This window comes from Bacillus cereus group sp. MYBK216-1, from assembly GCF_051916495.1.
In the GTDB taxonomy this organism is placed as follows: domain Bacteria; phylum Bacillota; class Bacilli; order Bacillales; family Bacillaceae_G; genus Bacillus_A; species Bacillus_A thuringiensis_K.
Genome location: NZ_JBQAGT010000014.1, coordinates 1 through 18,952 on the forward strand (window position 1 = coordinate 1; position 18,952 = coordinate 18,952).

Genomic DNA, 18,952 nt, shown 5'->3' on the forward strand with positions numbered 1-18,952 from the left:
TACCATCTAAATATCGTTTCACCGCTTGGATTTTTTCTTTTGAAGAAAATTTAGCCATAAAAAATGCACCTCCAATTGTTAGACTGTGTCTAACAATTGGGGTGCACTTCAAAACGAGCGGCTTTCTTCATTATCTAATTCATTTTATACTGTCCTATTTGTTCTAATGTTAGTATTTCTTTTCAATGCTAATACAACATTAGAATTATCATTTCTGAATTTAGCCAGTTTACCTTCTTCTAACACTTAAAAACACTACATTCTACCCCATAACTCATTTTTCTTTGCTATACTTTCTTTTTGTTAACATGATTTTTACAACGTATTTATGTGCACATTCTCTATACCTTCCCTTTTTCTATTTACATTCAATCTTAAAAACCTCTTCATCATCCGAGCATCCGAATGAGATTAAAAAACTTAATGAACAAGTTTTTGTTTGCTGAATAATTAGAACATTACATTTACAATCTCTTCCTTTAATTGGTATTTTTTATAAGAGGGAGGGAAAGTTCATGTCTTTAAATATGTATCTCGGTGAAGTACAAGCTCAAACAGAAAGTATGAACGCTTTCTGTAACGCTACTATTCAAGGTATGGAACACATTATTCATTCTATTGACGCTTTTGCATTGGATACTGTTCTACAAGGACAAACATATAGCAGTGCAAAATCATATTTCTTACAAACCTTTCGTCCGTTAGCACAAGGAATCATTTACTTATGCGAAGAATTAATCCGTCAAAATGATGCTTTTCCAAGAGACTTTCAATCACAGGTAGCTTCTACAGATGTTATCGAACAGGAGATATTAGAACAAATTCGAGAAATCGATCGAATGATAGCAAGTACAGAAGCGCTCAACCAAACTATGTCGATCCCAGGTATGGACGCTATGGTAAATCTTTTTACTGTCATGAGGCAAAAAATGCAAGAAAAATTAGAGCATCTATATGAATTTAATTATACTTCTAGTAATAATTATGATACTGCACTCCAACTAGCCGCTAGCATTGCGACAGGTTTGGCGGAAGTACAAAGCGGAAAAGGTTTTAGTCCCGCCAGTGGTACATTTAGTACACAAGGGTTGAATATGGAATGGATAACCTCTATTCAAAAAATTGCAGAGGAAAGAGTTCAAGAAGCCGAAATAAAAAAAGAAATTGAAGAAAAAATGGCTTTACAAGAACAAGAAGCTAATAGACCGTGGTACCAAAAAACAGCTATTGGTGCTTGGGAATTCTTCCAGGGAATTTGTAATTCAGCCGCTGAAAACTTTACAGGCGTGGAATTACCAATGGGCAATGAATTAGAAAACAAAACAACCTTTCAAGCCGGAAATCTTGTGGGGAATTTTGTATCAGGGGTAGGATCTATTTTTGAAATTTTGGGCGGTATAGCTATTGTAACAGGATCAAATGTTGGAACCGTATTGTTAGAAGGAGTAACTTTCGGGGCAGCATCACCAATTGTTATCCCAGCTGATTTAGTTCTTACAACCGCTGGAGCAGGTGTTGCTACACATGGTACATTTGTATGGTATAATACCGTTCAAAATAGCATTGATACTTTGCAAAGGTTTCAATCTTCTTTTGGTAAGTCTGGCGAAAGAGTTACGCAGACAGTAAAACCTAACTACAAAGACTATGTAAAAGCAGAAAAAGGACAAAGACCGCCAAATTTTACTCCTAAAGGAGCTAAGAGAGGTGGAGCTTTCAACGAAGCTAAGAGAGCAAGCGGTATTCCTGTTAATGAACAGCCAACTAAGGTTACACCAGCTGTAGATAAAAGAGGGAATCCTATCCCTGGAAGAGACTATCATTTCAAAGATGGTAAGATTATAAGAGAGCATTCAGGCGGTCATACTTATCCAGATGATCCATCTCAAAATAGAGGATCACATTTCAATGATGTACATGGGAATCATTATGACTATTAAAATTGAGGTGGTAAAATGAAGTGTTGGAATGAAGTAGAAGAAGATGCATTCTCATACTACAAATGGTTTAGTAAGGATGAAGCAATCAAAAGAGTCGGTAATTTACCAAATTTAAGTTTATTCAGTGTTAATGGCTCCATGTTATTTAGCTCAGATGAAAAAAATCAATTCAAAGAAGTATGTGGCACTGAAATCAAGCAAGTATTTATGAAACATGATTTGACTAATGTCTACAAATTCTACTTGATTGCAGCTATTGAAATCAAAGACAAAAACTCTAAAATTGAAAAATACCGAAAGGTATGGAAAGCTCTTCAAACCAAATGGAAACTTGAGGGATTTAATAAGGGTCCAGAAGTTGAAATGGAAGTTGGAGGAACAACTTTCTACTCAAGTATTGCAGAGTTTTGTCTCGAGAAACTTCCAGATGCCATTGAAATAGTTTCTAGTAATCCTAAAAGATTTACAATCATTGCAAGTAAAAATAATAATATAATTGCGGAAGAAAATGTTAGAACAATCTTCAAAAAAGCATTTAATGAATATAACAAATGGAAAGATGAAATAGATTATTTTAACCTTTCCATTCATCTCTGCCCAAAAGATGATATAGTTTTTAGATGGGGAGATTCATTAGAGGAAGCGGAAATAGCTGCTATATTTAAAGGAGATATACTTACACTTTTAAATAGCTAACTGCAAAATCTTGCTAAAAATAACTAAATTTCAATTAACAATTATAATATTTTAATAGAATTAAACTAAGAAAAATCCGACTCACAAAAGGCGGATTTCTTCATGTATCTAAAATGTATACTGCTTTATTTGATCTAATACTAAAAATTAGGGAGGAGTAATTATTGGCGTATTCATTAAAACCTGAAATACAAGCCAGTCTTACAAAAATTGATTTTATTAAGAAATATAAAGCCTTATCAGAAAAATTTTCTGATAGAGAAAATACATTTGAAAACTATGAAAACGAAAAAGTAATTGCAGTATTTGAGTCTCTTGGCTATAAAGCTCGTTACAATAAAAAAGCAGACTTTTTTATTGTAGGTGAAGTAAAAAACAAAGATAGCTACGCCTTTAGATTTAACATCAGCTTAAAATATGGTGTTGCTGAATTGATTTGGGAAGCATGGCATGATGATGAAGTTAGAGCTGGAGACCCTTGGGACATATTTATAAGATTGTTATCAAATGACAAGGAAAAAGTACCCGTGTTATATTTCCATAGTTACGATGAACTCAAAGAAATCATGAAAATTGCCTTTGAAATGTACGAAGATTTTAAGCGAGAATTAATTCCTATTTATTTATAATTTAAAAAGCTACCGAAGACACCAAAACAGTTACTTCGAGTAGCTTTTATTTATATATATTAAAGTTATTTATTTTCCTCTTTTTGAACATATACATAAGCATCTTTCTGCTCTTTATGTATATCAACCTTCGAATTCTCTGCAAGTTGACCCGCGTTTAGCAAAGAAAAAATAATCAATGCTTCTAGTGACATTTCGTTTTACCACTCCTTTCTAATTGTTATACGTTTATCATACCGCTTACATGTGATTTCCGTATGAACTCGAAAAGGAGATTAAAACAAAAAAAGCTTTGAGGAATTTCCTCAAAGCTTTTTATTTATTAGTAACGAATTAAGAAATATTTCTTTTTACCACGGCGAATGATTGTGAATTTACCTTCGATGCGGTCGTTTTCTGTTACAACGTAGTCTAATGCTTGTGTACGCTCACCGTTTACGTAGATTGCGCCGTTCGTTACATCTTCACGTGCTTGACGTTTTGATGGAGAGATTTTACTTTCTACAAGTAAGTCGATTAATACTGTATCTTCTGCAGTACGTTCTACAGATGGTACGTCTTTGAATCCTTGTTCGATTTCGCTTGCAGTTAGTTCTGCTACAGAACCGCTGAATAATGCAGCTGAAATTTTAATCGCTTGCTCTAATGCTTCTTCGCCGTGAACAAGTTTTGTCATTTCAGAACCTAATGCTTTTTGTGCTGCACGTTTTTCTGGCGCTTCAGCTACTTGCTTTTCAAGCTCAAGAATTTCTTCATGAGATAAGAATGTGAAGTATTTTAAGTATTTAACAACGTCGCGGTCATCTGTGTTAATCCAGAATTGGTAGAACTCGTAAGGAGTTGTTTTCTCTGGGTCTAACCAAATTGCGCCGCCTTCTGTTTTACCAAACTTCGTACCGTCAGATTTAGTAACAAGTGGAATTGTTAAACCGAATGCTTTCGCATCTTCTTCTGATTTACGGATTAATTCAAGACCAGCTGTAATGTTACCCCATTGGTCACTACCACCGATTTGTAGACGGCAATTATGTTGTTGGTATAAGTTTAAGAAGTCGTATGATTGTAAAATCATGTAACTGAACTCAGTGAATGAAATACCAGTTTCTAAACGAGATGCTACTGTATCTTTTGCTAACATATAGTTTAAACCGAAGTTTTTACCGATATCGCGTAAGAATGAAATGACATCTAAGCTACCAAGCCAGTCATAGTTGTTAGCCATCGTTGCTGGGTTGTCCACGTTTTCAAACTCTAAGAAGTTTGAAAGTTGGTTTTTAATGCTTTCTGTGTAGTAAGCAACTGTATCTTTCGTATTTAATGTACGCTCTGCTTTTTTACCACTTGGGTCACCGATCATACCAGTACCACCGCCAACAAGTGCGATTGGTTGGTGACCAGCTAATTGGAAACGACGTAACATTAATACTGGTAACATATGACCAATGTGTAAGCTATCTGCTGTCGGATCGAAACCACAGTATAATTTAACGCTTTCTTTTTCTAATAATTGCTCAAGTCCCTCAGCATCTGTTTGCTGATTAATTAGACCGCGAAATTCAAGATCTTGTAAAATACCCATATCCTACATACTCTCCTTTAAGTTCATTACTGGCGTGAAGGTTGAAAACATAAAAAAATCGCCCCTTCAAATAAGGGACGATTTTGATCATCGCGTTACCACCCTAGTTGCAGGCAAAAAAAGCCTACCACCTTATTTACATAACGGCTTAGCACCGTCTTTTCCCTTTTGAATAAAATTCAATCGAAAAAAGATGCTCTAGGGGCGTAATTCGCGATCATCTATGTGCTGATTTTCACCGGCCATCAGCTCTCTAAAACAGGGAAATGATCACTACTTCTCCCTTTCCACGCTCAATTATTCATATACTTTTCTTTATACCATCATTTATATAGGCGTGTCAAATAGAGGTCAAGTTTCCCTTCTTGTCAATCCTTTACAACACCATAAAGAGTATCGTAATAAGAGAAAGAATTGGAACCCCAACTAATAATGATACATGAAACACAATCGATAAATCATTCCCAATGGTCGCCTCCACAGGATCTTTCGCTGGGGAACCAAGAAACCCGATTAATCGATCGAATCGACTTACCGTTTTTGGAAAGTCTGGTATTTCTACATGATCACTATCTAAATGTTGCTTTAACTTATATTCACTCTTAAAGGGATTTTCGCTCAATTTCGTCCACCTCCAGCAATTGTTTCAATTTCTTTATCCCGTTATGAAGTCTCGATTTCACCGTTCCAATCGGAATGTTTAATATCTCTGCAATTTCTTTTTGCTGCATGTCATGATAATAAGAAAGGATTAGGACCGCTCTTTGCTCTTCTGGAACTTTCAAAATTGCTTCTCTTACTGTGAGCCGATCTTCGTGAGAAAATTCTTTTTCCGGAATCGGCACTAAAAATGGCAAAAGCGTACGCCACTTTTTTCTCCTATTTAATTTATTAATCATAAGACGATAACCAATTTGAAATAAATACGTTTTTATTTTACCTTTTTCAAGTTCATACATATGTTTCTTACGCTCTAGCGTCAAAAACGTATCTTGCACAAGATCGATACTTAATTGTTCATCTCGGTTAAATCGATATAAAAATGTGTATAGCGCTGGTTTGATTAAAACATATAGTCTTTCTCCTGCTTGTTTATCTCCACTTTGATACGCAAGCATGAGCTCCTCCTCAATCCCAATCTGCGCCATGATTTTTGATCTCCTTTATTCCTTTTAACGTTAATGAAATACGGGAAATTAAATATGCAATCGCAATAAAAATCCACAATTGTGATTGATTTGTAAAAAATTGCACATATGGGTTTTGAATCGTAAATCCCATTGTAACTAAAGTATTTAACGCTTGCACACATATGCATGCATACAACGCAAGGCAGATAGAAATAGTGTCAAATACATTCCAGCGAAAATACACTTTTGTTTTTGTAAAATCAATTTTATATCCATTTTTCCGTACTATATGTTTTCTATCAAATGGAATAATGATTGAAAACATAACACCCATTATAACTCCAGCTGTAAGCATTGATACTCTATATCCAATTGGTATCGGTAAGAAAAGACCACAAGAAAATACAACTATAATTCCAATTACAGCAAAAGTAAGAAGTAATTTATTAGACATATAAAAGCCTCCCTCATCTATTCTTTCATAAATGTATACAGACGAGGAAGGCACTTCGTTCAAATATTATTTTAGTTTTTTTATAATCTTTGCAGGATTCCCGCCAACTACTACATTATTAGGCACATCTTTCGTTACGACAGCACCAGATGCGATCACCGCATTGTCTCCAATTGTTACACCTGGATTAATAATTGCTCTTCCGCCAATCCATACGTTATCGCCAATTGTAACTGGTTTTCCGTATTCTGATCCGCTTATACGCTCTACCGGATCAAGCGGGTGCGTTGCTGTATAAATGTGAACACCTGGAGCTAACATACAGTTCACTCCGATTGTTACCGGACATACGTCTAAAATCGTACAGTCAAAGTTCGCGTAAAAATTTTCACCGACATGAATGTTATAGCCGTAATCACATCTAAAAGAAGATTCAAGATGAATGTTATCTCCAGTCGTTCCGAATAATTCTTTTACGATTTCGCTACGCTCTTTCAATTGCTCTTCTGGCGTATCATTTAATTTTCTCGTTAATATACGTGCTTGCTCTCTTTCTTGTACTAAAACTGGATCAGCCGGTATGTACATTTCTCCTATTATCATCTTTTCCTTTTCTGTTTTCATCATACTACCCCCTTTAACTTATATATATAAGTTCATGATATCATAAAAAAGAAAGGCCTGAACATTTTTCGTTCAGACCTTTCTCTCTTAATCTTCCATCGTTGATAAGTCACCTGTTGGTAAGTTTAACTCCCACGCTTTTAATACGCGTCGCATAATTTTACCACTTCTCGTTTTCGGTAATTTATCTCTAAATTCAATTTGTCGTGGCGCTGCATGAGCTGCTAGGCCTTTCTTTACAAATTGACGAATTTCTTCTTTTAATTCATCAGATGGTTCGTATCCTGCTCGAAGTGCGATAAATGCTTTAATAATTTCGCCGCGCACCGGATCAGGAATACCAATTACACCAGCTTCTGCAACAGCAGCATGCTCGATTAATTTACTTTCTACTTCAAACGGACCAACGCGCTCACCTGACGTCATAATTACATCGTCAATACGTCCTTGGAACCAGAAGTATCCATCTTCATCCATATAGGCAGAGTCGCCTGATACGTACCAATCTCCCGGCATGAAATAAGATTCATACTTTTGCTGGTTATTCCAGATCCCGCGCATCATAGATGGCCAACCTTTCGCAATTGCTAAGTTCCCCATTGTGTAAGGAGGCACTTCATTTCCTTCATTATCAACAATCGCTGCTTTCACACCTGGAATTGGTTTACCCATTGAACCTGGACGGATTTCCATACAAGGGTAGTTACAAATAACTTGTCCACCTGTTTCTGTCATCCACCACGTATCATGAATACGAAGTCCAAATGCATTCATACCCCAGCGAATTACTTCTGGATTTAACGGCTCACCAACGCTTAATACGTGACGAACTTGTGATAAGTCATATTTTTTAATTGCGTCTTGTCCAGCTCCCATTAACATACGGAATGCTGTTGGTGCGCTGTACCAAACCGTCACACCGTAATCTTGCAGTGCTTCATACCAAGCTTCTGGACTAAAGCGTCCACCTAAAATAACATTTGACGCTCCAACTAACCACGGTGCGAAAATACCGTAAGCTGTTCCAGTTACCCAGCCCGGGTCAGCAGTACACCAATATACATCGTCTTCTTTTAAATCTAATACCCACTTCGCCGTTTGATAGTGCTGAACCATTGCGTTTTGCGCATGAAGCACACCTTTTGGCTTACCAGTAGAGCCAGACGTGTAATGTAGAATCAAACCGTCTTCACGGCCTAACCATTCAATATGTAATTCTTTTGAAGCTTGTTCAAATAAAGGATTGAACGCTACCGTTTTACCGCCTTCTTCTACATTATCTCCAACAAGGAAGACTGTCTTTAAAGCTGGTAAATCATTTAATGGTACGCGCTCTAACAATTCAGGCGTTGTAATTAACACCTTTGCTTCGCTATCTTCTAAGCGATCGCGAACTGCGCCTTCCATAAATGCTTCAAATAGCGGTCCAACAATTGCTCCTAATTTCACTGCACCTAAAAGTGCGAAATATAACTCTGGAGAACGTGGCATAAAAATAAAAACGCGATCGCCTTTTTCTACATCGCCATAATTCTTAAGGACGTTTCCTGCTTTATTAGAAAAATCCTTCATTTCCTTAAATGTATATTTCTCTTTTCGCGATCCATCTTGATAATAAAGAGCTACTTTATTCTTTCGATCGGATTTCGCATGCTTATCAATTGCCTCATACGCCATATTTACTCGGCCTGTTTCATTCCAAGTAAAGTTTTTATTAACCTCTTCCCAGTTAAAATTCGCGTATGCCTCATCATAATTCGGCAAATTATTTTCTCCTTTAATGACAGGAAGCGTTTCTACTTTCATACTTTACATCCCCCTCCTATGTATTCTATTATCTATTATAATGACATTATTTAAAATTTTCAGTATATTTGTTGATTTTTAGACAAATTTTTAATGACAAAATTCGATTCACATCGCATATATTATAAAGTACGATATTAATAGATTCACAAACCCTCAAGGTGGTGAGCAATACATTGATTCATAAAAAAATATACAATGCTAGAAACTTAAAAACAGCGAAAGGCACTTTAATTATTGAAGGTCCTGTCTCTACACATAATCTTGAAATGTATGAATTTCATCCAGATTTAGTTGCATTTCGTCCTGCTGAACAGCAATATAAAGCAATTGTCGAAATTTCTAAATTACCAGAAGCTCGACTCATTATTGCTAGACATGACCAGATGATTGTTGGATATGTTACATATTTATATCCTGATCCACTTGAACGATGGTCAGAAGGAAAAATAGAAAACTTAATTGAGCTTGGGGCAATTGAAGTAGTCCCAGCCTTCCGCGGGAGTTCTGTCGGAAAGAACTTACTAGAGGTTTCTATGATGGACGATTATATGGAAGATTACATTATATTGACGACTGAATATTATTGGCACTGGGATTTGAAACAAACAGGATTAAATGTTTGGGAATACCGAAAAGTAATGGAAAAGATGATGAATGCCGGCGGGTTACAATGGATGGCTACAGATGATCCTGAAATTTGTTCACATCCCGCCAACTGTTTAATGGTCCGCATCGGTAAACGCGTTGATACGGATTCTATTCAAGCTTTTGATCGTCTACGTTTTCACAATCGTTTTATGTATTAATAAAGGGGGCAACTGGAATGATTGTAGAAGAAATTATGAATCAAAATGTAGTTACACTACATCCAAACGATACAATCGAAACAGCAATCCGAACGATTCGCACGAAAGGAATTCGGCACATTCCAATTGTCGATCAAAATAATCACGTCGTAGGCATTATTTCTGATCGGGATGTAAGAGATGCAAGTCCGTCTATTCTAGATGAACAAGTTTCACTCGATATGCTACAGCAACCGCTCGAACTTATTATGAAACATCCTGTTATGACTTGCCATCCTCTCGATTTCGTTGAGGAAATTGCTACTTTATTTTTTGAAAATAAAATTGGCTGTCTTCCTGTTACAAAGGCTGGGAAGTTAGTTGGAATTATTTCTGAATCTACAGTACTGCACACGTTAGTAAAATTAACAGGAGCACATCAACCAAGTTCGCAAATTGAAATTCAAGTAAAAAATGAACCTGGTATTCTTGGAAAAGTCGTTGCTATTTTTAGTGATTTACAAATAAATATCGTGAGCGTTCTCGTCTACCCAGCAAAAGATGAGAATGATAAAGTACTCGTTTTCCGCATTCAAACGATGAATCCTCTAAAAGTGATTGATGCACTTGAAGCAGAAGGCTACCGCGTATTATGGCCAAACATCATGGGGATGCAAGCATGAGTAGCGCGTTTATTTATTCGGATGATTTTCTGGGCTATTCATTTAGCCCTGATCATCCTTTTAACCAACTGCGCGTCACACTTACGTATGATTTATTACAAAAGGGCGGTTTCATCTCTCCCTCTCAAATCATCTCACCACGGATGGCTACAGATGAAGAGATTGCCTACGTTCATACAGAGGAGTACATAAATGCGGTAAAACGTGCTGGAGAAGGAAAGTTAGAAAAATCAATTGCGATGACATATGGACTCGGAACAGAAGATACACCGATGTTCCCAAATATGCACGAAGCAAGCGCATTGCTCGTTGGTGGTACGTTAACAGCTGTCGATGCTGTTCTTTCCGGGAAAGTAAAACATGCACTTAATTTGGGCGGCGGCTTACATCACGGCTTTCGCGGCAAGGCATCTGGCTTTTGTATTTATAACGATAGCTCCATCGCAATGAAATATATTCAAAAGAAATACGGTTTACGCGTCTTATATATTGATACAGATGCTCATCACGGTGATGGCGTACAGTGGTCGTTTTATGATGACCCTAACGTATGCACCGTTTCACTGCATGAAACTGGTCGCTATTTATTCCCTGGAACTGGCGCTGTAAACGAACGTGGACAAGGTAATGGTTATAGTTATTCTTTTAACGTTCCACTCGATGCTTTTACAGAAGATGAATCGTTTTTAGAATCATATCGAACTGTTGTAAAAGAAGTTGCAGCGTACTTTAAACCGGATATTATTTTAACGCAAAATGGTGCTGACGCACATTACTACGACCCACTTACACATCTTTGTGCGACAATGAATATTTACCGCGAAATACCGAAGCTCGCTCGCGAAATCGCTAACGAATATTGCGACGGTCGCTGGATTGCTGTCGGCGGCGGTGGCTATGATCACTGGCGCGTCGTTCCAAGAGCTTGGGCACTCATTTGGCTCGAAATGAACAACATCCACAACATCTCAGGTTATCTCCCTCCAGAATGGATTGAAGCTTGGAAAGGACAAGCAGAAACAGAACTTCCCCTCACATGGGAAGATCCAGACAACATGTATAAACCTATCCCCCGTAAACCAGAAATTGAAGAAAAGAATGCATTAACTGTAGCGAAATCCCTTGAAATTATTCGGAATAATATGACAAAATCTTTATACTAAACGAAAAGGAGGCTCGTTTTTGAATAGCCTCCTTTTATTTAAAGCTTGCTATTATTGTCGTTTTCTGTCGGTAAGTCGATATATTTTAATAATCGCTGATATATTCCGAGTTGCGCCGATATATTTTGATAATCGCTGATATATTCCGAGTTGCGCCGATATATTCTAATAATCGCTGATATATTTTTATTTCATAACAGTCTGGCCCAACTTTTATGAGAAAAGGTCGTGATATTATGTGGACACAACAAATAATCAACACGAAACGCGGTACATTTGAACTCTTTACAAAAGGAAATGGCGAATCGCTTTGTATTACACATCACTATTCACAATTTAATGAAACTGGTGATTACTTTGCGGATGTTTTTACTGCTACGCATCGTGTATTTCTCATTAATTTACGAGATACTGGTCGCTCTGTAACCGCCCAGTCAGAAAACGAATTAAGCATGATTGAAACAATCCACGACTTAGAAGCCATACGAGAAGCATTACAACTTCCAACATGGCATTTCGCCGGTCATTCAACAGGTGGTATGCTTGGACTTTTATATGCAATTACCTATCCAAATTCCTTACAATCATTAGTACTCGTTGGAGCGGCAGCAAGCAACTACACCGAAACACCCTTTTGCATTTATCATCTAGAACATCCGCAGTTTCATTATATGCAAAAACTCATCGAAAACTTAAAAAACCCTCTCCTTACAAGTGAAGAACGGAAAGAGCTATCTACTAAGAGAACAAAATTATCATTATATAAACCGGAAAACTACAATTCTTATTTTTGTAAACCAATCCAAAAAACTATGTCCGCTAGCCGGATGAACGTTTTTAATAAAGAGTATCCCTCATTTGATTTAAGAGAAAATTTACCTTCCATCCAAACAAATACACTTATTATATGCGGAAGACATGATGTACAGTGCCCGATTCAATATTCTATCGAGATGCATAAGAGTATACGTAATTCTATCTTTATTCCATTTGAGGAGAGTAACCATTATCCTTTTTTAGAAGAAGCTGCTCAGTTTACTTCTACTACTCAAACATTTTATAAAGTGAAACTTTAATCAGTGAGGGTTTTGTTCATCCCCCACTGATTATTAGTTGAACCAATCGGGCTTTTACGGGCAGTTGATCCCCCACCTTACTTCTTTGCTTTCGCTGAATTTTGAGGTGGGGGTCTTACTGCCCGTTAAATGCGGGATAAATCATTACGCCAGTACCGTTATTATTAAGGAAAGCTCACAGCCTCTATGAGACTATGAGCTTTTTTCAAAAGAAGTATTTCAACTAGTAACAATTAAAAGAAGAACACACAAAACCACTAAACCTAAATCAATAAATACTGCCTTTTTATCTCCTTCTTTTAAACTTATTAGAAAACTAGAAACTATTTTAATTGCAAAAAAGACCATCATAAATAACCAACCAAAATGATCATTTGTATAATCTTCATCATAAAACATTTGTATTGCACCGATAATTAATAAGATAAGTATGATATTGGTTCCAATCTTTAAAGCCTTGTTTGATTTATTATCTTTTAATGTATCTCCCAAAATGTAGCACGCCCTCTCACACTCTCCTATGTTTTATCTCTCTTTATATTTTAACATAAATTACCTATTTTCCCCTTTTGATCACATAAAAAAACCTGCCAAAACTTTGACAGGTTCCCTACACATTAAAACGATAACCAGCTCCCCATACCGTTTCAATATATTGCGGGTGAGCAGGATCTCTTTCAATTTTTTCACGTAGCTTTCTAATGTGGACGACAACAGTGGCTAAATCCCCAGCGGAATCTAATCCCCAAATGCGTTCAAATAACTGTTCTTTATTTAATACTTGGTTTGGATGTGTGACAAAGAATGTTAATAAATCAAATTCCTTCGTTGTAAACGCCACTTCTTCATTGTTTATAAAAACTTTTCTCGCTCGTTGATCGATAGAAATTCCGTGAATATATAACGTATCACGTTGCTTACTTACATTTCCTAATAATCTTTCATAACGGGCAATATGTGCTTTTACTCTTGCGACTAATTCACTCGGGCTAAACGGTTTCGTTATATAATCATCCGCTCCTAATCCAAGTCCGCGGATTTTATCTATATCTTCTTTTTTTGCTGAAACAAGTAGAATCGGAATATCTTTTACAGCACGTATTTGTTTACAAATTTCGAATCCGTTCATTTTCGGAAGCATAATATCTAAAATAATTAAATCATAGTCTTCTTGCAGAGCTGTTTGTAAACCTATTTCTCCTGAATGCTCTACATCAACTTGGAAATCATTAATTTCTAAATAATCTCGCTGTAATTCTGCAATACTTACTTCATCTTCTATTAGTAAAATTCTTTTCAATTTACTCACCACATTCCTCTACTTTTTCCAATGAGAAGAAAATGCTTGTGCCTTTACCAAGCTCGCTTTCCGCCCAAATTTTCCCGCCATGTTCTTCAACAATTTGCTTCGCTATTGCTAAACCAAGTCCACTTCCACCTGTGCTAGAATTCCGCGATTGTTCTGCACGATAAAAACGTTCAAATATATACGGCAATGTATCAACTTCTATACCTGATCCATTGTCCATCACTTTCACAATAACTTTATTATTATCACTCGATACTGTTACAGTAATTTTCTTCTCTTCTTTATCCATGTATTTCACACTATTATGAATTAAATTTGATATAACTCTATTGATCTTTTCCCAATCAGCCGTTACATATAGTGGTGATGCATGTAATTGTAAGTTAACTTCTATACCTTCTTTACTTAAATCCATTTGCATCTCTTCGATTAACTCTTGCATAAACGTATTCAATTCAACCGTTTCAAACTGAAAGGGAACTCGATTCAAATCGAGCTTTGAGAATAAAAATAATTCATCAATAAGTGTATCCATATGTCTTGCTTTCGTATGGATAGTTGTTAAATACTTATCCATTTTTTCTGGCGTATTTGCTACTCCGTCCTTTATTCCTTCTACATATCCGATAATTGATGTAATCGGTGTTTTTAAATCATGAGAGATGTTTGAAATAAGCTCTTTTCGATTTTCTTCATACTGCGTTTGCATCTCTATCGATTCTTTTAATCTCTTCCTCATTTCCTCAAATCCTTGATTTAATTGCCCTATTTCATCGTGTGATGTAACTGGTATTTGAAAATCTAAATTTCCTTCTTTAATTTTCTCCGTTGCGCCTTTCAATACAAAAATTGGTTTTATTACACTTCTTGAAACGAGGTAACTTAATAATCCAATGAGTAAAATGGCTAGTAGTAAGAGCGCTACGAATAAGATTGGAAATAATTTTTGTGTAAGATCTACAAATGAACTTTGCTTTTTTAATACAAATATACTTCCCTCTTCTTCCTGAGGAAAATAAAAATCAAACTTTACATATCGATAAAATGTATCGCCTAGTTCCGTTGTACCACGACTATTAATATTTGCTGATTCAAATTTCGGAAGGGCTTCTTTTAAAGATACACTTTCAAATACGTTTGAAGCATATGAAAGTGTTTCTCCTTTTCTTACTACTATTTTCACACCCTCTTTTTCTATTGCTGAGACAAACGACTCATCTAACAATTGAGATTGATGCTGTTTAGCTGCTGACTTCAACTCAAGATAGGCATTCTCTTCTTCTGGTGTAAGTGGCTTTTGAATATAAGAACTTTTATAGAAATTTTTTACTGCTTCCAAGTCACCTGTTATCGAAAAAACGATTAAAAATCCCGCGACTAATATAAGCGTAATGGAAACGAGGATAACAGCAATATAAGAAAATAAAAACCTTGTTTTAATAGACATATCTTAAATCCTCACTTTATCAAACCTTATTATTTATAAGCATAAAAATATATGTTCAATTACTCAAGCGATTTTATAGTAATTTTAGCGTCAGTTTATAAAAATTTAATGTTCCTATTTTACAGTTGAAATTAGGAGGTTGAAATTCCATGTTCAAAAAAACATTCAGTATGATATGTTGCGTAATTTTTTTACAAGGATGCTCGCAAGAACAAGAAGTCAAAAAGGAGATGACAAACATGGAGACTGCACTACTAGCAGCTACTGAAAAAAATGAAACGAATACTGTTATATCTTTACTAAAACAAGGTGCAAATATAAATGCGACGGATAATCAAGGACGCACTCCGCTTATGATTGCTACATACAAAAATGATGTAAAAACCGCAAAAGCACTTATCGAAGCTGGTGCTGACGTAAATATCCAAGATGACATGAAAAACAATCCCTTTCTATACGCCGGTGCGGAAGGTTACTTAGACATTTTAAAACTAACAATTGATGCTGGTGCAGATCCTACGATTACAAATCGTTACGGCGGAACAGCTCTTATCCCAGCCTCAGAACATGGCTATATTGACGTTATAAAAGAACTCCTCACTCGAACAAATATTGATGTAAATCATGTAAATAACCTGGGATGGACAGCTTTAATGGAAGCCATCGTACTAAGTAACGGAAACGAAACACAGCAACAAGTCATTCGCCTTCTTATTGAGCACGGCGCAGATGTAACTATTCCAGACAACGATGGTGTTACCCCGCTAGAGCATTCTCGTGCTCATAACTTTGAAGAGATAGAGAAGATTTTGTTAGAAGGGAATAAGTAAAAAGCTATTTTTTGCCTTCCTCCCCCGCCCTATGCTACATTTAACCCGTTACATTACTATTAATAGGGTGGGAATACACATGAACAAACCTAAAATTGGGATGATTGGACTTGGAAGTATTGCGCAAAAAGCCTACCTTCCAACACTTACAAAAGAAACAGATTGGAATTTTGTAGGGGCGTTTACACCTAACGCTGAGAAAAGAAAACAAGTTTGCCAGCAATACCGTATTCAAGACTTTCATTCTATTGAAATGTTAGCTTGGGAATGCGATGCAATCTTCGTTCATAGTTCAACTGCATCGCATTATGAAATCGTTTCTGAACTTCTGAAAAAGGGAATCGACGTTTATGTTGATAAGCCACTAGCAGCTACAGTGGAACAAGCTGAGCAACTAGTCGAGTTAAGCGAGAAGTATAACCGAAAATTAATGGTCGGATTTAATCGCAGATTCGTTCCTATGTATGTCGCTGCCAAAGAACAGGCTAATGATATTTCATGGATTCGAATTGAAAAGCATCGTACAAATAAAGTCGGGCCATATACGTACGACTTCACTATGTTAGATGATTATTTACACATTGTAGATACTGCTCGCTGGTTAGCTAATGATGACCTTAACGCCGTTCACAATATGATGCAAATCAATGAAAAGAATGAACTTCTTTACGGACATCATACATATACAACGCCAAGTGGACTGTTGCTTTCTACAGCAATGCATCGCCATGCTGGTACAAATTTAGAACAAATCGAACTTGTAACGACAGGCAAAATCATTCGCGTAAAAAATATGAACACATTTGAAGTTGAGCAGGATAATTCAGTTTCTCAAATTGGTTCACCATCATGGGATACAACGTTAAAACAACGTGGTTTTGAAGATGCTGTTCGTCATTTTATTGAATGTGTACACGGAGATACAAAGCCTGTTGTAGATGGATTAGAAGGATTAAAAACGCAGCAACTATTGCAATCTTTACTAGATGATGTAAACAAAAATTAAAACGGATACATTTTTCAGAATTTACTTTCATTCCCATTTCCCCTTTATTTCTCTCGTAAATTTCTATAGAATATGTTGATAGGAATTATAAATTTCATAATGAATCGTGGAAAGGATGGGATTGACACATGTGGAACGAGTTTAAAAAGTTCGCTTTCAAAGGGAATGTCGTTGATTTAGCTGTCGGGGTTGTAATCGGTGCTGCATTCGGTAAAATCGTTAGTTCTTTAGTAAAAGACATTATTACACCATTACTTGGTATGGTATTAGGTGGCGTTAACTTTACAGATTTGCACTTTGGATACGGTAAATCAGCTGTTATGTATGGTAACTTCATCCAAACAATTTTTGATTTCTTAATTATCGCAGCTTCTATCTTTATGTTTATTAAAGTTTTCAACAAACTAACATCTAAAAAAGAAGACGAAAAAGAGGAAGAAATTCCAGAACCAACAAAAGAAGAAGTTCTTCTTGGCGAAATTCGCGACTTATTAAAACAACAAAATTCTTCTAAAGATAGAGCATAATTGAACGGATAAAAAGGCATGTCCCTCGGGACATGCCTTTTCTATATGCTATAACGTTTCCGAATTCATATGAATAAATAAAATAATACCAGCAACCATAAGTACCATAATGCTACCTGCAAATAGTGTAATACCAATAAACATTAAACTTTTGCTCATATCTACTGATACACTTTCAATAAAAATAGAAATTACATACGTGATAAGGGCAATTCCTGCAAGAATACTTCCTGGAACAAATCGCTTTAAACCATTTTGTTTTAACGTCATATATGCAAAAATAGCAGTCATACAAAGCGTAATTATCCAAAGAACGATCATCTCTTTTCCCCCCTCACAAGCCTTTTCTTTCTATTATACATGACATTGCCCTATAATAGTTATTTTTACACTTATGTGACATATAACAAGGAATCATACAATCTATAGAGAACTCTTCCAGCTAAGCTATATACTAGGGAGGATTTCAATTGGAAGATGATATTGTAGGATATTTTAAACGCACTTCACAAACATGCCTTGAACATAATTTACGAAGTCCTGAAGAACTTTTTGCATTTTGGAAAAGAAATTGACCACTAGAAAAATATGGATATCCCTCATGTAAATTGATATAATTACCATATACAAATATCCTTTGTAAGGGAGTGTTCATAATGATTTGGATTTCACTAATCGTATTAGCTTATTTCATCATTCTCGTCCCAATACAGTACAACTACATTAAAATGCTCAAAGAAAAACAGAAAAAAATGAATGTCTCACAAAACGAACTATATGACAATATGTCTTATGAAGAATCCCAAGTACATTACCATTATCAAAGTAACGTATTTACAATACCTGCTTCGCTTGTCGCAAGTATTATTTATAAAGTGAAACATGCAGCATAATATGTACGCTGTAAAATTATTGTTTGAGTCTGTTCATTCTAGTGAGCCTAATTCTACGAAAATTGATGGGCATTATGAAGAGAATCACAATACACTTTTTGAAGAAAGCATTATTCTTGTTAAAGCAAACAGTTTAGAGGATGCTCACGAACTTGGTAAAAAAATTGCTATGCAATCTGAAGATACGTACGATAATATGTACGATGAGCAAGTAACGTGGACGTTCCGAAAAGTGTTACATGTGTTTGAATTAGACGATACCCCCTTTAAAACTGGAAAAGAATTGTACGCAAGATTTTTACACGTTAAGAAAAATAAAGCGGTGGATACAGTCGTACAAAAATACTATCCTGAATCCGAATAAAAGCTCAC

23 protein-coding genes and 1 other annotated feature are annotated in these 18,952 nt (G+C 35.9%); of the genes, 12 read left to right on the forward strand and 11 right to left on the reverse strand.

The features are described from left to right. The first annotated feature begins 515 nt into the window (after window positions 1-515). The 3 genes from ACTFRH_RS27325 to ACTFRH_RS27335 all read left to right on the forward strand — a co-directional run bounded on the left by ACTFRH_RS27325 (window position 516) and on the right by ACTFRH_RS27335 (window position 3,265). Window positions 516-1,940, forward strand: a complete 1,425-nt coding sequence (locus ACTFRH_RS27325; protein WP_000056030.1) for an HNH/endonuclease VII fold putative polymorphic toxin — start codon at window positions 516-518, stop codon at window positions 1,938-1,940. Window positions 1,941-1,955: 15 nt separating this feature from the next. Further along, window positions 1,956-2,636 carry a hypothetical protein gene (locus tag ACTFRH_RS27330; protein ID WP_000650401.1) on the forward strand — a complete coding sequence of 227 codons (681 nt, stop codon included), beginning with the start codon at window positions 1,956-1,958 and terminating at the stop codon, window positions 2,634-2,636. A gap of 164 nt (window positions 2,637-2,800) precedes the next feature. Continuing rightward, window positions 2,801-3,265, forward strand: a complete 465-nt coding sequence (locus tag ACTFRH_RS27335) for a hypothetical protein (protein ID WP_000331786.1) — start codon at window positions 2,801-2,803, stop codon at window positions 3,263-3,265. Window positions 3,266-3,330: 65 nt separating this feature from the next. Here ACTFRH_RS27335 and ACTFRH_RS27340 read toward each other — a convergent pair whose 3' ends face one another. The 7 genes from ACTFRH_RS27340 to acsA form a co-directional block, all read right to left on the reverse strand. After that, complete coding sequence (locus ACTFRH_RS27340; protein WP_000050940.1) at window positions 3,331-3,459, reverse strand: hypothetical protein; 129 nt, start codon at window positions 3,457-3,459, stop codon at window positions 3,331-3,333. A 128-nt stretch (window positions 3,460-3,587) separates the two neighbouring features. After that, the gene (gene tyrS, locus ACTFRH_RS27345) at window positions 3,588-4,844 is read right to left on the reverse strand and encodes a tyrosine--tRNA ligase (protein WP_000512092.1); all 1,257 of its coding nucleotides are present in this window, start codon (window positions 4,842-4,844) and stop codon (window positions 3,588-3,590) included. 70 nt (window positions 4,845-4,914) lie between these two features. Continuing rightward, window positions 4,915-5,143, reverse strand: a binding site (T-box leader). Window positions 5,144-5,220: 77 nt separating this feature from the next. Then, complete coding sequence (locus tag ACTFRH_RS27350; protein WP_001293778.1) at window positions 5,221-5,466, reverse strand: hypothetical protein; 246 nt, start codon at window positions 5,464-5,466, stop codon at window positions 5,221-5,223. After that, window positions 5,447-5,992: an RNA polymerase sigma factor gene (locus tag ACTFRH_RS27355; protein ID WP_000057201.1), complete on the reverse strand. Its 546-nt coding sequence runs from the start codon at window positions 5,990-5,992 to the stop codon at window positions 5,447-5,449. Before ACTFRH_RS27355 ends, ACTFRH_RS27350 begins: the two co-directional genes overlap by 20 nt. Beyond that, a complete protein-coding gene (locus ACTFRH_RS27360) occupies window positions 5,973-6,428 on the reverse strand; it encodes a hypothetical protein (RefSeq protein WP_000066457.1) in 456 nt (151 codons plus the stop codon). The genes ACTFRH_RS27355 and ACTFRH_RS27360 overlap by 20 nt, the downstream gene beginning before the upstream one ends. A gap of 66 nt (window positions 6,429-6,494) precedes the next feature. Beyond that, window positions 6,495-7,055 (reverse strand): maltose acetyltransferase domain-containing protein, encoded by a 561-nt coding sequence (locus ACTFRH_RS27365; RefSeq protein ID WP_003302985.1) that lies wholly within the window; start codon window positions 7,053-7,055, stop codon window positions 6,495-6,497. A gap of 84 nt (window positions 7,056-7,139) precedes the next feature. Continuing rightward, on the reverse strand, window positions 7,140-8,858 hold the full coding sequence (gene acsA / locus ACTFRH_RS27370) for an acetate--CoA ligase (RefSeq protein ID WP_000862049.1): 1,719 nt from the start codon (window positions 8,856-8,858) through the stop codon (window positions 7,140-7,142). 176 nt (window positions 8,859-9,034) lie between these two features. Here acsA and acuA point away from each other — a divergent pair, with 176 nt between their 5' ends. From acuA to ACTFRH_RS27390, 4 genes are all read left to right on the forward strand, one after another. Next, window positions 9,035-9,667: an acetoin utilization protein acetyltransferase AcuA gene (acuA, locus tag ACTFRH_RS27375; RefSeq protein ID WP_000581392.1), complete on the forward strand. Its 633-nt coding sequence runs from the start codon at window positions 9,035-9,037 to the stop codon at window positions 9,665-9,667. A gap of 17 nt (window positions 9,668-9,684) precedes the next feature. Beyond that, the gene (locus ACTFRH_RS27380) at window positions 9,685-10,329 is read left to right on the forward strand and encodes an acetoin utilization AcuB family protein (protein ID WP_000634583.1); all 645 of its coding nucleotides are present in this window, start codon (window positions 9,685-9,687) and stop codon (window positions 10,327-10,329) included. Continuing rightward, window positions 10,326-11,492 carry an acetoin utilization protein AcuC gene (gene acuC, locus ACTFRH_RS27385; protein WP_000092790.1) on the forward strand — a complete coding sequence of 389 codons (1,167 nt, stop codon included), beginning with the start codon at window positions 10,326-10,328 and terminating at the stop codon, window positions 11,490-11,492. Before ACTFRH_RS27380 ends, acuC begins: the two co-directional genes overlap by 4 nt. Before the next feature lie 215 nt (window positions 11,493-11,707). Beyond that, window positions 11,708-12,568: an alpha/beta fold hydrolase gene (locus tag ACTFRH_RS27390; RefSeq protein ID WP_003302979.1), complete on the forward strand. Its 861-nt coding sequence runs from the start codon at window positions 11,708-11,710 to the stop codon at window positions 12,566-12,568. Window positions 12,569-12,787: 219 nt separating this feature from the next. Here the strand turns inward: ACTFRH_RS27390 and ACTFRH_RS27395 are convergent, their stop codons facing one another. From ACTFRH_RS27395 to ACTFRH_RS27405, 3 genes are all read right to left on the reverse strand, one after another. Then, the gene (locus ACTFRH_RS27395) at window positions 12,788-13,060 is read right to left on the reverse strand and encodes a hypothetical protein (protein WP_000502923.1); all 273 of its coding nucleotides are present in this window, start codon (window positions 13,058-13,060) and stop codon (window positions 12,788-12,790) included. Between the two features lie 118 nt (window positions 13,061-13,178). Further along, entirely contained in the window at window positions 13,179-13,868 is a 690-nt protein-coding gene (locus ACTFRH_RS27400) for a response regulator transcription factor (RefSeq protein ID WP_001986686.1), read from the reverse strand. 1 nt (window position 13,869) lies between these two features. Next, on the reverse strand, window positions 13,870-15,324 hold the full coding sequence (locus ACTFRH_RS27405; protein WP_000023864.1) for a sensor histidine kinase: 1,455 nt from the start codon (window positions 15,322-15,324) through the stop codon (window positions 13,870-13,872). A 149-nt stretch (window positions 15,325-15,473) separates the two neighbouring features. Between ACTFRH_RS27405 and ACTFRH_RS27410 the strand changes: the two genes are divergently transcribed. From ACTFRH_RS27410 to mscL, 3 genes are all read left to right on the forward strand, one after another. Then, window positions 15,474-16,154 (forward strand): ankyrin repeat domain-containing protein, encoded by a 681-nt coding sequence (locus tag ACTFRH_RS27410; RefSeq protein WP_000475118.1) that lies wholly within the window; start codon window positions 15,474-15,476, stop codon window positions 16,152-16,154. A 79-nt stretch (window positions 16,155-16,233) separates the two neighbouring features. Further along, a complete protein-coding gene (locus tag ACTFRH_RS27415) occupies window positions 16,234-17,160 on the forward strand; it encodes a Gfo/Idh/MocA family protein (RefSeq protein WP_440048877.1) in 927 nt (308 codons plus the stop codon). A gap of 128 nt (window positions 17,161-17,288) precedes the next feature. Next, entirely contained in the window at window positions 17,289-17,687 is a 399-nt protein-coding gene (mscL, locus tag ACTFRH_RS27420; RefSeq protein ID WP_000267015.1) for a large conductance mechanosensitive channel protein MscL, read from the forward strand. Window positions 17,688-17,735: 48 nt separating this feature from the next. On the opposite strand, the gene ACTFRH_RS27425 is transcribed toward mscL, so the two are convergent. Then, entirely contained in the window at window positions 17,736-18,008 is a 273-nt protein-coding gene (locus ACTFRH_RS27425; protein WP_000636586.1) for a DUF3917 domain-containing protein, read from the reverse strand. Between the two features lie 335 nt (window positions 18,009-18,343). Between ACTFRH_RS27425 and ACTFRH_RS27430 the strand changes: the two genes are divergently transcribed. Together ACTFRH_RS27430 and ACTFRH_RS27435 are read left to right on the forward strand one after the other, a co-directional pair. After that, window positions 18,344-18,580 carry a DUF3949 domain-containing protein gene (locus ACTFRH_RS27430; RefSeq protein WP_000637899.1) on the forward strand — a complete coding sequence of 79 codons (237 nt, stop codon included), beginning with the start codon at window positions 18,344-18,346 and terminating at the stop codon, window positions 18,578-18,580. A 1-nt stretch (window position 18,581) separates the two neighbouring features. Then, complete coding sequence (locus tag ACTFRH_RS27435; protein ID WP_003302999.1) at window positions 18,582-18,944, forward strand: DUF4288 domain-containing protein; 363 nt, start codon at window positions 18,582-18,584, stop codon at window positions 18,942-18,944. The last annotated feature ends 8 nt before the right edge of the window (window positions 18,945-18,952 follow it).

What these genes read in the sequence shown, in the direction of transcription:
- ACTFRH_RS27355 (WP_000057201.1), bottom strand. Translation starts at nt 5,992, where the DNA reads ATGGCGCAGATTGGGATTGAGGAGGAGCTCATGCTTGCGTATCAAAGT.
- acsA (WP_000862049.1), bottom strand. Translation starts at nt 8,858, where the DNA reads ATGAAAGTAGAAACGCTTCCTGTCATTAAAGGAGAAAATAATTTGCCG.
- ACTFRH_RS27425 (WP_000636586.1), bottom strand. Translation starts at nt 18,008, where the DNA reads ATGATCGTTCTTTGGATAATTACGCTTTGTATGACTGCTATTTTTGCA.
- ACTFRH_RS27410 (WP_000475118.1), top strand. Translation starts at nt 15,474, where the DNA reads ATGTTCAAAAAAACATTCAGTATGATATGTTGCGTAATTTTTTTACAA.
- ACTFRH_RS27430 (WP_000637899.1), top strand. Translation starts at nt 18,344, where the DNA reads ATGATTTGGATTTCACTAATCGTATTAGCTTATTTCATCATTCTCGTC.
- ACTFRH_RS27340 (WP_000050940.1), bottom strand. Translation starts at nt 3,459, where the DNA reads ATGTCACTAGAAGCATTGATTATTTTTTCTTTGCTAAACGCGGGTCAA.
- ACTFRH_RS27405 (WP_000023864.1), bottom strand. Translation starts at nt 15,324, where the DNA reads ATGTCTATTAAAACAAGGTTTTTATTTTCTTATATTGCTGTTATCCTC.
- ACTFRH_RS27415 (WP_440048877.1), top strand. Translation starts at nt 16,234, where the DNA reads ATGAACAAACCTAAAATTGGGATGATTGGACTTGGAAGTATTGCGCAA.
- tyrS (WP_000512092.1), bottom strand. Translation starts at nt 4,844, where the DNA reads ATGGGTATTTTACAAGATCTTGAATTTCGCGGTCTAATTAATCAGCAA.
- ACTFRH_RS27390 (WP_003302979.1), top strand. Translation starts at nt 11,708, where the DNA reads ATGAGAAAAGGTCGTGATATTATGTGGACACAACAAATAATCAACACG.
- ACTFRH_RS27330 (WP_000650401.1), top strand. Translation starts at nt 1,956, where the DNA reads ATGAAGTGTTGGAATGAAGTAGAAGAAGATGCATTCTCATACTACAAA.
- acuC (WP_000092790.1), top strand. Translation starts at nt 10,326, where the DNA reads ATGAGTAGCGCGTTTATTTATTCGGATGATTTTCTGGGCTATTCATTT.
- ACTFRH_RS27435 (WP_003302999.1), top strand. Translation starts at nt 18,582, where the DNA reads ATGTACGCTGTAAAATTATTGTTTGAGTCTGTTCATTCTAGTGAGCCT.
- ACTFRH_RS27325 (WP_000056030.1), top strand. Translation starts at nt 516, where the DNA reads ATGTCTTTAAATATGTATCTCGGTGAAGTACAAGCTCAAACAGAAAGT.
- ACTFRH_RS27380 (WP_000634583.1), top strand. Translation starts at nt 9,685, where the DNA reads ATGATTGTAGAAGAAATTATGAATCAAAATGTAGTTACACTACATCCA.
- mscL (WP_000267015.1), top strand. Translation starts at nt 17,289, where the DNA reads ATGTGGAACGAGTTTAAAAAGTTCGCTTTCAAAGGGAATGTCGTTGAT.
- ACTFRH_RS27365 (WP_003302985.1), bottom strand. Translation starts at nt 7,055, where the DNA reads ATGATGAAAACAGAAAAGGAAAAGATGATAATAGGAGAAATGTACATA.
- ACTFRH_RS27360 (WP_000066457.1), bottom strand. Translation starts at nt 6,428, where the DNA reads ATGTCTAATAAATTACTTCTTACTTTTGCTGTAATTGGAATTATAGTT.